We start from the raw sequence: 15212 nt of genomic DNA, 5'->3' as shown, positions 1-15212 counted from the left end.
ATGTAAGCGTTATTTTTATTGGTGTGGTACAGATGTAAAAATAATCAGCAGTGGAGGAATTCGGAATGGAATTCAGTTTGAAAAAAGGTATCCTTGCAACAGCAACTTTGTTATCTGCATTGGTGTTAGGAGCTTGCGGAAGTGGTAACGCTTCTACCGGAGAAAGTGGTTATGTCGGGATTGCGATGCCGACGAAATCGATGGAACGATGGATTTCGGACGGTAACAACATGGTGACGGAATTGGAGAAGCTGGGTTATAAAACGGACTTGCAATATGGAGAAGACAAAGTCGAAAATCAGATTGCGCAAATCGAGAACATGATCACGAAAGGTGTCGATCTTTTGGTGATAGCCCCCATCGATGGTTCTGCTTTGACAAACGTATTGGAAAAAGCTGCGAACGAGGATATTGAAGTCATCGCTTACGACCGTCTGTTGATGAATTCCGAGCATGTAGATTACTATGCAACATTCGACAACTTCGGCGTTGGGGTTCTACAGGCTTCCTATATCGAAGATGCATTGAACTTGAGTGAAGGTGAAGGCCCTTATAATATTGAATTATTTAGTGGATCTCCAGACGACAATAATGCTTTGATCAATTACGATGGTGTGATGTCCGTGTTCCAACAGTACCTTGACAGCGGTCAACTGGTTGTTCGTTCCGGTCAAACAAAATTTAGTCAAATCGCTACGCTGCGCTGGGACGGGTCGACTGCCCAAGGACGGATGGATAATCTGTTGAGCGCAAACTATTCAGATGAAACATTGGATGCCGTCTTGTCTCCTAATGATACGATCAGTCTAGGAGTTATCTCTTCATTGAAAGGGGTAGGCTATGGCTCCGCAGACAAACCGATGCCGGTCATCACAGGACAAGATGCAGATCAAGCAGGTGTGAAATCGATCATTGCCGGCGAACAAACGCAGACAGTATTCAAAGATACACGTATCTTGGCTAAAAATACAATCGAGATGATCGAAGCCATCTTCAAGGGTGAAGAAGTGCCTGTCAATGACACCGAAACCTACGACAACAGCGTTAAAGTGGTGCCGACCTATTTGGCAAACCCAATCTCGGTCGATAAAGAAAACTATAAAGCTGAACTGATTGATACCGAATATTACACAGAAGAAGATTTAGCGCAATAAGCAGAATGCACGAAGAAGGGGTTGTCTCATTAGGGACAGCCTCTTCTTCGTGCATTCATTTTAGCGTTTTGTAAAACTTTATTTGGAGTAATAGGTGAGAGGAAGGGAACGCGATTGTTCTCCTCCGGTGAACGGAGGCTACGCCGGAGGACGCCCCACATTATAAGTTTGTGTTCCGACGAGGATAGTCTCGCAGGAGAAGAGCCCTCAAGATACCGCTTAATTCCGGCCAGAGGAGCCTCACCGGAGGAGGGCACAGATACCGTCGCTCAACTCCGGTCAGCGGGCAGCTGCGGGCGCCGCAGCAACTTCCTCAAACACCCAAGCATCATAAGGCTGCAGCTGTACGCGTTTTTCGATAGCCAGCTGTTCCGAATTCGTCAGCAGCAAGTGCCAGTTTTTGTTGGACACTCTTGTCGGCAGATCGATTTGGCAAGGATTCCGGCTAAGATTCGTTAGAACGAGCACCTGTTTGGTGTCCGACTTGCGCAAATAAGCAAAAACCTGCGGATGATTTTTCAGAATCAGTTCGAAGGTACTATCGGAAAATACGGACTGATTCTTTCTCAATCGGATCAATTGTTTGTAATGACTCAAAACGGATTGTTCATCTTTTTCCTGCTCGGCGATATTCAAATGTTCAGCGTTACTGTTCACAGCCATCCAGGGCAGCAACTCGGAAAATCCGCCGAACATCCCGCCTTCCCATTGCAGCGGCGTGCGCGAATGGTCCCGCGTCCAATGCGTGACGTTCCTTAACGCTTCTTCCGGAGAAGAGCCGCTCTCCAAGAGAATCCGGTAAAGATTGTGCGAATCTTGGGCGTCGACTTGTTCCATCGACTGAAAAGCAAAGTTGGTCATGCCGATTTCCTGGCCTTGATAGATGAAGGGCGTCCCTTTCAGCAACATATACATCGTGGCAATCGCTTTGGCGGATTTGGGTGATTCATCCCCCAGAATCGAAGCGATCCTCGGATTATCATGATTCTCCACGTATAAGGCGTTCCATCCGTTCGATCCCAAGTCTTTTTGCCAACGGGAAAGCACCTTTTTGAACCCCAACAGATTGAGCCGTTCCGAACCAGGCTGGCCTTCGCGCACGTTATGCTCCAACTCAAAGATCATATTCAAATAGCCGTCTTCTTTGGTCCAATGCGCGGCTTTTTTGCTGGAAACGCCGCTGGCTTCGCCGACCGTCATGATGGGGTATGCATCAAAAATTTCCTTCAGTTCTTGCATATAGACTTCGATTCCCGAGACGTTCATGAAGGGTGCCCAAGGATTTTCGGTGATCTTGAAATCCCAAGGTTCTTTCTGGATATGGCTGATCGCATCCAGACGGAAGCCGTCGATCCCCAAGTCCAGCCACCAGCGGATCATCTGGTAGATTTCTTCCCGTACTTTGGGGTTTTTCCAATTCAGATCCGGCTGTTCCGGCGCAAAGACATGAAAGTAGGACTGGCCCGAGCCGTCGTAAGTCCAGGTCGATCCGCCGAAGAAACTTTGCCAATCATTCGGCATTTTGTTTTCCGTCGCATCCGCCCACAAATAATAATCGCGATACGGGTTTTCGCGGCCTTTTTTCGCTTCCAGAAACCAAGGATGCTGATCGCTAGTATGGTTCACGACCAGATCCATGATGATTTTGATGCCTGCAGCATGGGCCGTATCCAACAGTTCCTCGAAGTCGGCCATTGTCCCGAAATCGGGATGGATATCCTGGTAATCGGAAATGTCGTAGCCGTTATCGACATTCGGCGAAGCGTAGACCGGATTCAACCAAATGAAATCCACGCCCAATGACTGCAGATAGGGCAGTTTTTCGATGATTCCCTGCAGGTCACCGATGCCATCGTGGTTGGCGTCCCGGAAACTCCGGGGGTAGATCTGATAGCCTACCGCATTTTTCCACCAGCCGTTCATGCGGTCACCTTCACCACAAAAGCTTGCCAAGGCTTCAATGTCATGTCCTTCAAATCTGTAAGCTCCAACTCATAATTCTGGATGATCACTTCGGCTATTTCGTCCTCGACCGAGAAGAGCTGCGCGTCATCTGAAAAATTGGCCACAATCAGCCAACGCTCGACCTCGTATTCCCGGTAATAGCTGATGACTTCATCGACCGTATCCACCAACTTGAATTCGCCCCAAACCATGATCGGCTGCTCTTTGCGCAGACGAATCAGCTTTTGGTACGTATAAAAAATCGAATCCGGGTCCTCCAAAACAGCCTCCGCATTGATGACCGGATAATTTTCATTCATGCCGATCCAAGGGGTGTCGGTCGTGAAGCCACCGTTCAAGGAAGCGTCCCACTGCATCGGGCGGCGGGCATTGTCGCGGCCTTTGGCGTTGATCGAAGCCAGGATCTCTGCCTCTGAATAGCCTTTCGCCAAGCGCTCGTGGTACATATTGATCGTTTCGATGTCCCTTGCTTCTGAAATGGTTGTAATCGGCGTGTTGGTCATGCCGATTTCTTCGCCTTGATAGATGTAAGGGGTGCCCTTCATCATGTGCAAGAGGATCGCCAGCATTTTGGCGCTTTGCGAGCGGTAAGTCTGATCGTTCCCCCAACGCGACAGCATCCGTGGCAAATCGTGATTATTCCAGAACAAAGAGTTCCAGCCGTCCTGTCCGAGTTCCGTTTGCCATTTCGTCAGAATCCGCTTCAGTTCGGCCACCCGCATCGGCTGTAGATCCCATTTCTTGCCGTCCGGTTTTTGGTCCAGGCCGATGTGTTCGAATTGGAAAACCATCGAGAGCTCCTCGCGTTCGGGAGCGGAATATAATTTGGCGATTTCCGGAGTGGCGCCCCAGGTTTCGCCGACGGTCAGCAGGTCATGGGCGCCGAAAGTCGCATGATGCATTTCCTGCAGGAATTCATGCAGCTGCGGGCCGTTGCCGGTGATTCCCTTTTCGGGGATTTTTCCGATCAGGTCGATGACGTCCATGCGGAAGCCGCCGATGCCTTTAGCGATCCAGCTGTTCATCATAGCGTAGATTTCCTGGCGCATCTTTTGGTTCTGCCAGTTCAGGTCCGGCTGTTTTTTGCTGAAGAGATGTAAGTAATACTGTCCGCTTGCGGCATCCCATTCCCAGGCCGGTCCGGAGAAAGCTGAACCCAATCCGTTCGGCACGCCGCCATCTGCGGCAGGGTCTTCCCAGACGTAATAGTCGCGGTACGGATTATCTTTGCCTTTTTTGGCTTCGACGAACCAAGCGTGTTCGTCCGAAGTATGGTTGACCACCAGATCCATCACCACTTTGATGTGCCGCTTATCGGCTTCCGCGATGAAATGTTCCATTTCTGCCATTGTGCCGAATTCTTCGAGAATGGCTTCATAGTCGGAAATGTCATAACCGTTGTCGTCGTTCGGCGACTCGTAGACAGGCGAAAGCCAAATCGCCCCGATCCCCAATTTTTCCAGATAGTCCAATTTTTCGGTCATGCCGGCGATATCGCCGATGCCGTCGCCGTTGCTGTCCCTGAAGCTCCGCGGATAAATCTGATAAACGACAACCTCTTGCCACCAATGTTTTTCCATGCTGCATCCTCATTCCTTATTCATTTCATTTGAGAAAATCTATTGCCTAATTGCCCGCCGCAACGTGCAGTGACTATTCTTTCATCAACACAAAGCCTTTGCGTTCCAATTCGACCGAGCCGTCCGACACGTCAGCAAGGTTCGCAAACAAAGCGTTCCCGATCAGTTCCACCCGTGCCGTGTGTTCACCGGTGTTGAAGGCGCCGCGGATGACCTCTCCGCCTAGCATGCGCTCCAAAATGATCACGCCGGATTCTTCAGATACTTGCCGCCAATAAACGGTGCCTTCCGAAAGGATTTTTTGCTGCTCTTTGCGGAGGCCATTCAATTGTTTCACGAATTGGTGCAGATTGCGGTCCTGTTTTCCCTCTTCCCAGACCATGCACTTGCGGCAATCCGGGTCCATCCCGCCGGTCAAACCGATTTCATCTCCGTAGTACAGGCATGGGACTCCAGGTTGGATATAAGTAAATGCCATCGCTTGCTTCATGATGTCTTTGTCTTCATTGGCTTCGGTCAACAGGCGCGGCGTATCATGGGAATCCAAAATGTTAAACTGCATCTGGTTCGTCTGATCACGGTAGAGCATCAGCTGGTTGTTCATTTCCGACACCATTTTACTCAATGATAGTTCATTCTTCACGAAATAGCCCATGATTGCGTCAGTGAAGGCGTAGTTCATGACCGCATGGAATTCGTCGCCCTGCAGCCAATTTTGGGAGGAATGCCAAATTTCGCCGAGAATGTAGAAATCTTTTTTGGCTTCATCGCAGACAATCCGGAATTTTTTCCAAAAGGCGTGATCGACTTCGTTCGCGACATCCAAACGCCAAGCGTCGATATCGAAGGCCTCAATCCAATAACGGGCGATGTTCAACAGATAATCCTGCACTGCCGGATTGGCCGTATTCAATTTCGGCATATGCGGATTGGCAGCAAAAACATCGTAGGTGATATCATAAGCATCCTCGAAATTTTCGCCCCGTTTGTACGAAGCCGGGAACTCATTGATGTGGAACCAATCGACATATTTCGAGTCTTTGCCGTTTTTAAGCACATCTTGCCATTGCGGAGAAGAGTCGCCGATATGGTTAAAGACGGCATCCAGCATGACTTTCATACCGCGCCTGTGGCATTCATCCACGAGTTTCTTGAAGATTTCGGCATCGCCGAAAGCCGGATCGATTTTCAGGTAATCAATCGTGTCGTACTTATGGTTGGAAGAAGCTTCAAAAATCGGACAGAAATATATACCGTTGATTCCCAGGTCCTCCAAATAGTCAAGCTTGTCTATGACCCCCTGCAGGTCGCCGCCGAAGAAATTCTGCCTGTTAGGATCTTCCGAACCCCAAGCAAGTGTGCCTTCCGGATCGTTGCTCGGATCCCCGTTGGCAAAACGCTCCGGGAAAATCTGATACCAAATGGTTTCTTTGACCCATTCAGGTGTTTTGTAGCGATCGACTTCATGGAAGAAGGGCATCCGGAAGTAATTATTTGGCATCAGCAAATACTCTTCTTCTAATGGATAGACGCCGTGATCGCCATAAAAGACGGAAATTCCGTCATGACCCTTTAAAGAAAATGCATAGGATAAGCGCTTTAAAGGTGCGTTCACTTGCACAAACCAGTAGTCGTAAAGATCGGTGGAAAGTGTTTTGATCATCTGAAGCGGTTTGCGGAACCACTCCTCTTTGTCCAAAAAATAAGGGTCCCCGTAAAGCAATCCCATCTCTCTAACGTCTCCGCGGGCAGTCCGCAGGCGGACGTGCATCGTTTCTTGGTCATATAGATAGGCAAACTCGCTTTCGGGACGATGGTAAAGCGCTGAAGTGTTCATAGTAGTATCGGCTCCTTTTCACTCTTTGTTTTCCCACATTGTGGCACATCAGATAATCGGTTGCAAGAACTTTTAGCAATCGGTTGCATTTTATTTTTGGAGTGGAGAATCATATCCATTGGCTTGCATAGTGTTAGAAACCCTTGATATACATATGTAATTAAGCTTTTCACAATCAATCCGATTCATCAAAAAAATAAATCGTTTTCTTTTTATGAGAAATAACGCTTGACTATTTAAGCAATCGGTTGCATAATCTAAAGTGTAAAGGAAATTCATTTCAAGGGGGACAAGTAAGTGAAGACGAATTGGAAAAAATATTTTGGAAGCGGTTTAATCTTGGGGGCATCTGCTTTAATCTTGGGCGCATGCGGCGGCACAACTGATACAAGCGGCACAGGCTCGGCTGAGAACACATCCGGGGAAGTCGTAGTAGAAGGCGATGTCAAATTGTGGGTGGACACGGATCACGTGGAAGTCTTCAAAGGAATCGTGGCAGACTTCGAAAAAGAATTCCCTGAAGTTACCGTTGAAGTGGCAGCAGGAAGCTCAGCGGATGCAAAAAAAGATGTCTCGAAAGATCCAAAAGCGGCTGCCGATGTTTTCATGATGCCGCATGACCAGGTCGGTCAAATGGCTGAAGCAGGTCTGTTGTACCCGAACACAAAATACGCGGATGAAGTAAAAGCAAACAACGTGGAATCGGCTGTGGAAGGCGTAACGTGGAACGATGAGCTTTACGGCTACCCATACGGCGTTGAATCGCAAGTTCTCTACTATAACAAAGCGAAACTTACTGAAGACGATGTGAAGAGCTGGACGACGTTGTCTGAAAAAGGCAAAATCGGCACAAACTTTGCTGAAGCTGGAGCCAACTATATCTTTGGACCGCTGTTCATGAGTAACGGTCTTTACTTGTACGGTGAAAACGGTGAAGATCCAAGCGGAACCAATTTCAATAACGAAAAAGGTGCTGAAGTACTTGCATGGGTCGCAGCTCAAAAGAACAATCCAGGCGTGATCCAATCCGGAGCTGAAGCTTTGGCCAACTTGGAAGCAGGCGTTTCGGATGCTTTTCTTTCCGGTCCTTGGTCCAAAAATGACGTAATTAAAGCATTGGGCGAGAACATGGGCGTTGCGGCTTATCCGACAGTCGATTTCGGCAGCGGCGAAGTTCAAATGAAAGCTTTCTTGGGCGTCAAATTGTTTGCCGTAAACCAACAGACAGATGCTCCTTTAGCATCCATGGCTTTGGCTAACTACCTGTCCAATGAAACTTCCCAATTGACTGAATTCCAGGAAATGGGCGTCATCCCATCTAACAAAGTCGTTCAGGAAACAGCGGAAGTGCAAGAAGACGTTGTTGCAAAAGCGGTCATGGAAATGTCCCAACCCACTCATTCAGTCGTAATGCCTAAAGTTCCGGAAATCGTTTCGTTCTGGCCAGCAATGGATGCCATCATCAATGATGCATACAAAGGCAACATCACAGAATCCGAGTACATGGAAAAATTGGACAAATTGGTCAGCGACACTTCCAAAGTAACAGAACCTGAGGAAGAAAAAGAATAACAAAAATTAAAAAGGGAGGGCGAAAGATCACGCATCTTTCGTCCCTCCTATTTAAATGACGAAAGTGAGTGGGGAAGCCATGTTCAAGAAAAAAAGTTACAGCCAGCAGATGACCTTTCGGGAAGTGTTCAAAGAAGGGGACGTCGCAACAAAACTTTCCTTTGTTGTCATGGGAGCTGCCAATCTTGCCAATAAACAATACTTAAAGGGTTTGATTTTTCTGTTTTCGCAGATCGCCTTCTTCTATTGGCTGATCCGCAACGGACTCCACGCGCTGTCTATGTTGGCGACGTTGGGTACTCAGGGGCAAGGGCTCGTTTTTGATGAACGCATAGGGATTGAAGTGCTGCAAGAAGGCGACAACTCGATGTTACTGCTATTATTCGGCATTGCTGCCATTGTGATTTGTGTGCTCCTTGTGGGTTTGTACATCATCAATTTGAAAAGCGCACGGCATCTCCATGGGCTAAAAGTAGCGGATGAAAAGATTCCGAGCACGATGGATGATTTGGCGAGTCTGCTGAACGAACGGTTCTACCTTACCCTAATGACGATTCCGTTGTTGGGCGTACTGCTGTTCACGGTCCTGCCGTTGCTTTACATGATCTCGATCGCCTTCACTAACTATGATCATACGCACTTGCCGCCGAAAAACCTCTTTACCTGGGTCGGCTTGGTGAACTTCGGTAACGTCATTTCCGGAAATATGGCAGACACCTTCTTCCCGGTCTTGGGCTGGACGCTGATCTGGGCTACGCTGGCGACGGTCACTTGCTTTTTCTTCGGCATCCTGCTCGCGCTTTTGATCAACACCAAAGGCCTGAAATTCAAAGGCGTTTGGCGCACGATTTTCGTCGTCACGATGGCAGTACCGCAGTTCATCTCGCTATTGGTGATGCGCAATCTGTTGAATGGCGCGGGACCCATCAACGCCACGCTTCTGAATTTGGGGCTGATCGATTCGGCCATTCCATTTTTGACGGATCCGATTTGGGCAAAAATTACGGTCATTGTCGTTAATATGTGGATCGGTATTCCGGCAACGATGCTGGTTTCGACGGGGATCATCCAAAATCTGCCGACTGACCAGATTGAGGCTGCACGGATCGATGGCGCCAACAAGTTGCAGATTTTCAGGAACATCACTTTCCCGCAAATTTTGTTCGTCATGATGCCAGCGTTGATCCAACAATTTATCGGAAACATCAACAATTTCAACGTCATTTTCCTGTTGACCGGCGGTGGCCCTTCGAATTCCGATTTCTACGGAGCGGGTTCGACGGACTTGTTGGTTACATGGCTATACAACTTGACCGTCAACACAATGGACTACAACTTGGCATCCGTCATTGGTATTCTGATTTTCATCCTGTCCGCAGCTTTCAGTCTGCTGGCCTACACAAGAACGAATTCATTCAAGGAGGGCTAAAAAAATGGCAAAAGAAAAGAAAACAACAGGATACAAAGCGCAGCGGCGATATTCGCTGGCTGCAGTCTACGCCGCCCTGGCTGTCCTGTCGGTCATTTGGATGTTCCCTATCGTATGGATCGTTTTGACCAGCTTCCGGGCAGAGGGCGGGGCGTTCGTTCCGTACATCATTCCAAAATCATTTACTTTGGAAAACTACAAAATTCTGCTGCAGAACACAACCGGAAATTATCCGTTTGTGCGTTGGTTCCTGAATACGCTGTTTGTTTCCGTGATCAGCTGCCTCCTGTCGACTTTCATTACGATCGCAATGGCGTACGCACTGTCGCGCTTGCGCTTCAAGATGCGGAAACCGTTCCTGAAAGTGGCGCTTGTCCTGAACATGTTCCCCGGATTCATGAGCATGATTGCCGTGTACTACATCCTGAAAGCCCTCAACCTGACGGAAAGCCTGCTTGCTTTGATTTTGGTCTACTCCGCGGGTTCCGCGCTGGGCTTCTATATCGCCAAAGGATTCTTTGATACGATTCCGATGGCGCTGGACGAATCGGCCATGATCGACGGCGCGAACAAGTGGCAGATTTTCACGAAAATCACGCTGCCGTTGTCCAAACCGATCATCGTGTACACGTCATTGCTGGCTTTCATGGGACCGTGGATGGACTTCATCTTCGCAAAAATCATCATGGGCGACAACATCCCGAACTACACGATAGCGATCGGGTTGTTCACGATGATGACCCGCACAACCGCGAACTCGCTGTTCATGGCGTTCACTGCAGGCTGCGTGCTGATCGCCATCCCAATCACGATCCTGTTTATCTTCATGCAACGCTTCTATGTGGAAGGCGTGACTTCCGGATCAGTCAAAGGATAGTATTGTAAAGTGAAAAAGCCCAAAAGGCGCTCTTGCCGGAGCGCCTTTTGGGCTTTTTGGGTTTTGTTTTTGTGGGGGTAGGCAATTTTGTCGTGTGAACATGGATACTTTGGAGTAATTCATGTTTAGGACGGCATTCGCGCTCGAAAAGATGAATACTTTGGAACAATTCATCTTTAGCACGGCATGCGCGCGCAAAAAGATGAATACTTCGCATTTATCCATGGTTTCAATCGACATTCCACCGCGCGTTCAATCAGCCAACGTGGGCCAAGCCCTTAGCGATTTGGGCCAAAGCTTCATTGATCGGAGTGGCTGGACGGCCGAGCAATTTTTCGAAATCATCGCTTTCGACATCCAATGAACCTTCGCGGATGCTCTTTTGGATAGCGAGCAGGATAGGGATGACGAAATCCGGTACACCGGCACCGCTCATCGCTTCGGCATAAGCGGCATCATCAAGCTGCAGTACGGTGACTTCTTTCTCCAAAACGGTTCCGAGAGCCGCGGCAATTTCTTCCTGAGTCAAGGGCTTGCCGGAGAGCTCATAGATTGTGTTTTCGTGTCCGCTGCCGGCCAACACGGCAGCGGCTGCTTCCGCATAATCCTGTTGCAGCGCCCATCCGACCTTGCCGTCGCCTGCGGATGTCACCCACGGAGCGCCTGCCAGGACGCCTTGGATGCTGGAAGCCTCATTCTCCAAGTACCAGTTGTTGCGTAGGAAAGAATAGGGGATGCCGGTTTTCAGGATGGCGTTTTCCGTAGCCTGATGCGTCGGAGCGAACAAGTTGGTGCTGTCCTGAGCTTTAGCTAGGCTGGTGTACGCAATGAAGCCAACGCCGGCCCGCTCTGCCGCAGCTACAGCGTTGGCATGCTGGCGGATCCGGGTTTCGTTATCTCCGTCCGCAGAGACAAGCAAGATGCGATCGACGCCTGCGAAAGCGGCGTCCAACGTTTCCGGATGATCAAAGTCCCCTTGGCGGACATCCACCCCGCGAGCGCTCAATGCTTCCGCTTTCTTTGGATCGCGGACACTGACCGCCAATTGGTTGGCCGGTACTGTCTGCAAAAGCGTCTCTACAACTTTTGTGCCGAACTTTCCTGTTGCTCCCGTTACTAATAATTTCATGCTGAATCCCTCCGATTTCTTCACTTATTTATTGTAATCTAATGATATAGCATCCGGCTTCATTTGGAAAGCCGTTACACTTAGAGTTGTGTGTGGATGAAAAATTGGCAAGGAAGAAAGGGAATGGGGGATGAATATGTAGAGAACCTCCGACATTTATCTTGTATTCTCGGCAGTTCGCGAAGAGTGGTGAGATCCTCCGACAATCTTCCTAAAATGTTGAACGACTAGGTTCGCCACCCACAAATGATTGATACAGCAGGATACTGGTTTTATTGGTGGTCAGCCAGTATTTCACCCAACCTTTGCAGCTTTTCAGGACTGTCCTTGCATAACGAGAATAGCAATCTATCAGTTTACGATTTTTTCAACTGCCATACTCCTAGATCAGATGAATCGGTACATTAAAATGAGCAATGTTTACTAAAAATTCAGTTTAAAAAAGGCAGACTTCCATTTCAATCCCGAAAATAATAGTGATTTCTGATATTGGGCCTGTGCGTATCATTTGTTATTTCGTTTTGCTTGTTATAGAATGGGTGAAGGATAATGCAAGCGCTCTCAATTCTTTTATACGTTATGAATCATAAGGAGGAACCGTAATGGATAAGAATCCTGAATTTGAAAAAGAATTACACGAAAATGAAGTGGCCGCAGCAAATGCTGCCCATTCCCATCCAGATCCACTTTCCGGAGAAGCAGAATCTGAAAGGGACTATCAAATACCAAAATCCCAACATCCGGACCCAGAATTGGATGCCGAAGCAGAAGAGATTGGGAAATTCAATTCGGATGATGACGCTTAAAAAAATACACAGATAGAGGCTGGACAAAACCCAACTGAATAATAAAAATAGGCGCTAAATTACCTGAGTTGGGGTAAGTTATCGCCTATTTTTTTATCCTGCTACGGAGGTTCGTTCCATAGGTGTGTCCTTTCAGAAAAGCGAATTCATCTCTACCGTGATATCCGTCAACAGGATCTGGAAGGACAGCAGCGTCAACTCGAAGAGGAACGCTGCGATTGGGTCTACTTCGAGAAAATCACTGGAACGAAAAGTGATCGTCCCGAATTTCAAAAACTTCTTCAGGAAATCCAGACAGGGGACACGCTGGTTGTGACGAAGTTGGATCGCTTCGCTTGGAGCACACAAGATGCATTGAACACGATTAAGCTCCTATTCGGGAAGGGCGACCAAAGAAATTCAATCAGTAACAAATCAATCTTGCCATGAACCTATTGAAGGACCATTCCTAAGGGTACTACTTGCTTTAATTGAATAACATAAGGTGCTATTGTATCTATAAGCAAAGGGGGGTGTCTCATTTTGAGACACCCCCCTTTAAGTTCTATCTATAGTTCTTCTCCATTTGTAGTAATTACCTGCTTATACCAATCAAATGATTTTTTCTTGCTTCTCTCTAAAGTACCATTGCCATAATCGTCTTGATCAACGTAGATGAAACCGTAACGTTTAGACATTTCAGAGGTACTTGCACTAATTAAATCGATACAACCCCAGCTTGTGTACCCAATAAGATCTACACCCTCTTTGATCGCTTCTTTCATTTGCTCAATATGTGCACGCATATAATCAATACGATAATCGTCGTTGATTGAGCCGTCTTCCTCTACTTTATCATAGGCGCCAAGTCCATTTTCCACGATAAACAACGGTACTTGGTAGCGATCATACATTTTCTTTAAGGTAATACGCAATCCTTTCGGATCAATTTGCCATCCCCAATCAGATGACTCTAAATAAGGGTTTTTCACACCACTAAAGAAGTTCCCTTTTTCCTTCTGCTTACCAGGTGCTCCGCTGGCAACCATTGACATGTAGTAACTAAAGGATAAGTAATCCACTGTATGTTGCAGTAATATTTCTTCATCGCCAGGAAGCATGTCAAGCTTAATATCATTTTCTTCAAAATAACTTAACATGTAACTTGGATAATAGCCACGAACTTGGACGTCAGTGAAGAAAAGGTTCATTTGGTCTTCTTTCAGTGCTTCTAATACATCATCTGGACTGCAAGTTTCTGGATATACTTCCATACGAGCCAGCATACAACCAATCATGGCATCAGGGATCATTTCATGACACGCCTTGACCGCTCTAGCGCTTGCTACAAACTGATGATGTAATGCTTGATAAACCGTTTCTTCCTTGTGTTCTACTTCATCTATAAGAACACCACTACCGATATATGGAGACAGCGTTGAAATATTAATTTCATTGAACGTTAACCAGTATTTCACTTTTCCTTTATAACGATTAAATACCGTTTCTGCATAATGAACAAAGAATTCAACTACGCGTCGATCTGCCCAACCATTATATTTTTGAACTAAAGCAAGTGGAATTTCATAGTGTGATAACGTCACAAGTGGCTCGATTCCATATTTCAATAATTCATCGAATACTTTGTCATAGAAAGCTAGTCCTTCTTCATTTGGCTCTGTCTCATCACCATTTGGAAAAATACGAGGCCAAGAGATGGACATACGGAATGTTTTAAAGCCCATTTCTGCAAACAGTGCAATATCTTCTTTATAACGGTGGTAGAAGTCGATACCACGACGTTTCGGGAAGTTATCTCCAACGGTTCCTGCTAAAAGATCCTCAAGTTCCTTTTTGCTTCTGATATCCATTTCGATTTCGTTTGCACGCTCTTCTTTTGGTACAAATTGGACCATATCAAAAATGGAAAGGCCTTTGCCCCCCTCGTTGTAAGCTCCTTCTAATTGGTTTGCAGCCGTAGCTCCACCCCATAAAAAACCTTTTGGAAATGTCATAGTATATTCCTTCTCTCGACTTTTTTTGTTTCTGATTTTATTATAATTTAGTGATGCTAAAAAAACTGGTCTAAAAGAGACCAGTTTAAGGCTGCGAAGAATGTTGCTATTGGAATCAATGAAACAATACATCAAACAATCTTAATAAGGTTTGACTACTGACAGCACTATTTTCAATTTTTCCACACTGTAAAATTTCATCAAATAGTGCTAGATGTTGATGTGGTTCCGAGAAGGTAATCAGTAATTTCTTTCCCTCAGTCCTTTTGAGTTTTTCAAATAAGAGAAATTCCTCTGATAGTAAGTATCCCTGTATAGAAATAGTGATAATCATATCTTCCTCTGTCAATATGTCCAGAACATTCATTTGTTTAAAAATATTTGTATTACATTCACAAAATTTCCCTGCAAGAAGTATTTTTTTTTGTAACTCCAAAGCTTGGATTTGATGCTTTTCAAAACCTAGTATTACAACTCGACGGGATTTGCTGATTTGTTTTACAATCCGCTCAATCTGTTCCCTTGGGATATTTTCAATTATTTCCACGTTTTCCTTTAATTGCTCTATAAACCTATCTCCACTTAGGTGAATATCGTTCTTTTCAAGAGGTGCCCCATGCTTAATTACAGAATTTCTTAAGTTTGAAAAATTTCTAAAACCAATTCTTTTGCAGAAACGATTAATTGTAGAAGGGGCTACATTACATACCTCTGCTGCTGTTTCTAATGAAAACCCCTCAATCTTATGAAAATTTTCGAGCAACGTTTTCGCTATATGGTAGTTAATATCCTTATCAAGAGAATTGTTTATGTATGCTAAAAGATTATAAATCAATGTTTCCACGTTTCCCACCTCAAGTGAATAATTC

Annotated in this window: 13 protein-coding genes; 6 read left to right on the top strand and 7 right to left on the bottom strand. The window is 46.4% G+C overall.

The features are described from left to right. The first annotated feature begins 65 nt into the window (after window positions 1–65). The gene (gene chvE, locus AC0J5I_RS03700; protein ID WP_475303839.1) at window positions 66–1154 is read left to right on the top strand and encodes a multiple monosaccharide ABC transporter substrate-binding protein; all 1089 of its coding nucleotides are present in this window, start codon (window positions 66–68) and stop codon (window positions 1152–1154) included. A 279-nt stretch (window positions 1155–1433) separates the two neighbouring features. On the opposite strand, the gene AC0J5I_RS03695 is transcribed toward chvE, so the two are convergent. From AC0J5I_RS03695 to AC0J5I_RS03685, 3 genes are all read right to left on the bottom strand, one after another. Then, on the bottom strand, window positions 1434–3077 hold the full coding sequence (locus AC0J5I_RS03695; RefSeq protein WP_475303834.1) for a glycoside hydrolase family 13 protein: 1644 nt from the start codon (window positions 3075–3077) through the stop codon (window positions 1434–1436). Further along, window positions 3074–4699, bottom strand: a complete 1626-nt coding sequence (locus tag AC0J5I_RS03690) for a glycoside hydrolase family 13 protein (RefSeq protein WP_475303829.1) — start codon at window positions 4697–4699, stop codon at window positions 3074–3076. The genes AC0J5I_RS03695 and AC0J5I_RS03690 overlap by 4 nt, the downstream gene beginning before the upstream one ends. 73 nt (window positions 4700–4772) lie before the next feature. Beyond that, window positions 4773–6536, bottom strand: coding sequence for a glycoside hydrolase family 13 protein (locus tag AC0J5I_RS03685; protein ID WP_475303825.1), 1764 nt, complete (start codon window positions 6534–6536; stop codon window positions 4773–4775). Between the two features lie 297 nt (window positions 6537–6833). On the opposite strand from AC0J5I_RS03685, the gene AC0J5I_RS03680 reads away from it, so the two are divergent. The 3 genes from AC0J5I_RS03680 to AC0J5I_RS03670 all read left to right on the top strand — a co-directional run bounded on the left by AC0J5I_RS03680 (window position 6834) and on the right by AC0J5I_RS03670 (window position 10414). Continuing rightward, window positions 6834–8108, top strand: a complete 1275-nt coding sequence (locus AC0J5I_RS03680; protein WP_475303822.1) for an extracellular solute-binding protein — start codon at window positions 6834–6836, stop codon at window positions 8106–8108. A 79-nt stretch (window positions 8109–8187) separates the two neighbouring features. Further along, window positions 8188–9537: a carbohydrate ABC transporter permease gene (locus AC0J5I_RS03675; protein ID WP_107996452.1), complete on the top strand. Its 1350-nt coding sequence runs from the start codon at window positions 8188–8190 to the stop codon at window positions 9535–9537. Between the two features lie 4 nt (window positions 9538–9541). Continuing rightward, the gene (locus AC0J5I_RS03670; RefSeq protein ID WP_475303817.1) at window positions 9542–10414 is read left to right on the top strand and encodes a sugar ABC transporter permease; all 873 of its coding nucleotides are present in this window, start codon (window positions 9542–9544) and stop codon (window positions 10412–10414) included. A gap of 256 nt (window positions 10415–10670) precedes the next feature. On the opposite strand, the gene AC0J5I_RS03665 is transcribed toward AC0J5I_RS03670, so the two are convergent. After that, window positions 10671–11543 carry an SDR family oxidoreductase gene (locus AC0J5I_RS03665; protein ID WP_475303812.1) on the bottom strand — a complete coding sequence of 291 codons (873 nt, stop codon included), beginning with the start codon at window positions 11541–11543 and terminating at the stop codon, window positions 10671–10673. Window positions 11544–11754: 211 nt separating this feature from the next. Further along, entirely contained in the window at window positions 11755–11898 is a 144-nt protein-coding gene (locus tag AC0J5I_RS03660; RefSeq protein ID WP_407701487.1) for a family 1 glycosylhydrolase, read from the bottom strand. Window positions 11899–12145: 247 nt separating this feature from the next. Here AC0J5I_RS03660 and AC0J5I_RS03655 point away from each other — a divergent pair, with 247 nt between their 5' ends. Next, window positions 12146–12349 (top strand): hypothetical protein, encoded by a 204-nt coding sequence (locus AC0J5I_RS03655; RefSeq protein WP_475303807.1) that lies wholly within the window; start codon window positions 12146–12148, stop codon window positions 12347–12349. Between the two features lie 63 nt (window positions 12350–12412). Further along, window positions 12413–12778 carry a recombinase family protein gene (locus AC0J5I_RS03650; RefSeq protein ID WP_475305493.1) on the top strand — a complete coding sequence of 122 codons (366 nt, stop codon included), beginning with the start codon at window positions 12413–12415 and terminating at the stop codon, window positions 12776–12778. A 119-nt stretch (window positions 12779–12897) separates the two neighbouring features. Here AC0J5I_RS03650 and AC0J5I_RS03645 read toward each other — a convergent pair whose 3' ends face one another. Together AC0J5I_RS03645 and AC0J5I_RS03640 are read right to left on the bottom strand one after the other, a co-directional pair. Then, window positions 12898–14343, bottom strand: coding sequence for a glycoside hydrolase family 1 protein (locus tag AC0J5I_RS03645; protein ID WP_475303804.1), 1446 nt, complete (start codon window positions 14341–14343; stop codon window positions 12898–12900). Between the two features lie 115 nt (window positions 14344–14458). Further along, complete coding sequence (locus AC0J5I_RS03640; protein ID WP_475303800.1) at window positions 14459–15187, bottom strand: MurR/RpiR family transcriptional regulator; 729 nt, start codon at window positions 15185–15187, stop codon at window positions 14459–14461. Window positions 15188–15212 lie beyond the last annotated feature (25 nt).

It is taken from the genome of Trichococcus sp. TS_SC_9 (assembly GCF_056156325.1).
Note: the sequence above shows the minus strand (reverse complement) of the source record. Positions and strands in the feature narration are given on the sequence as shown.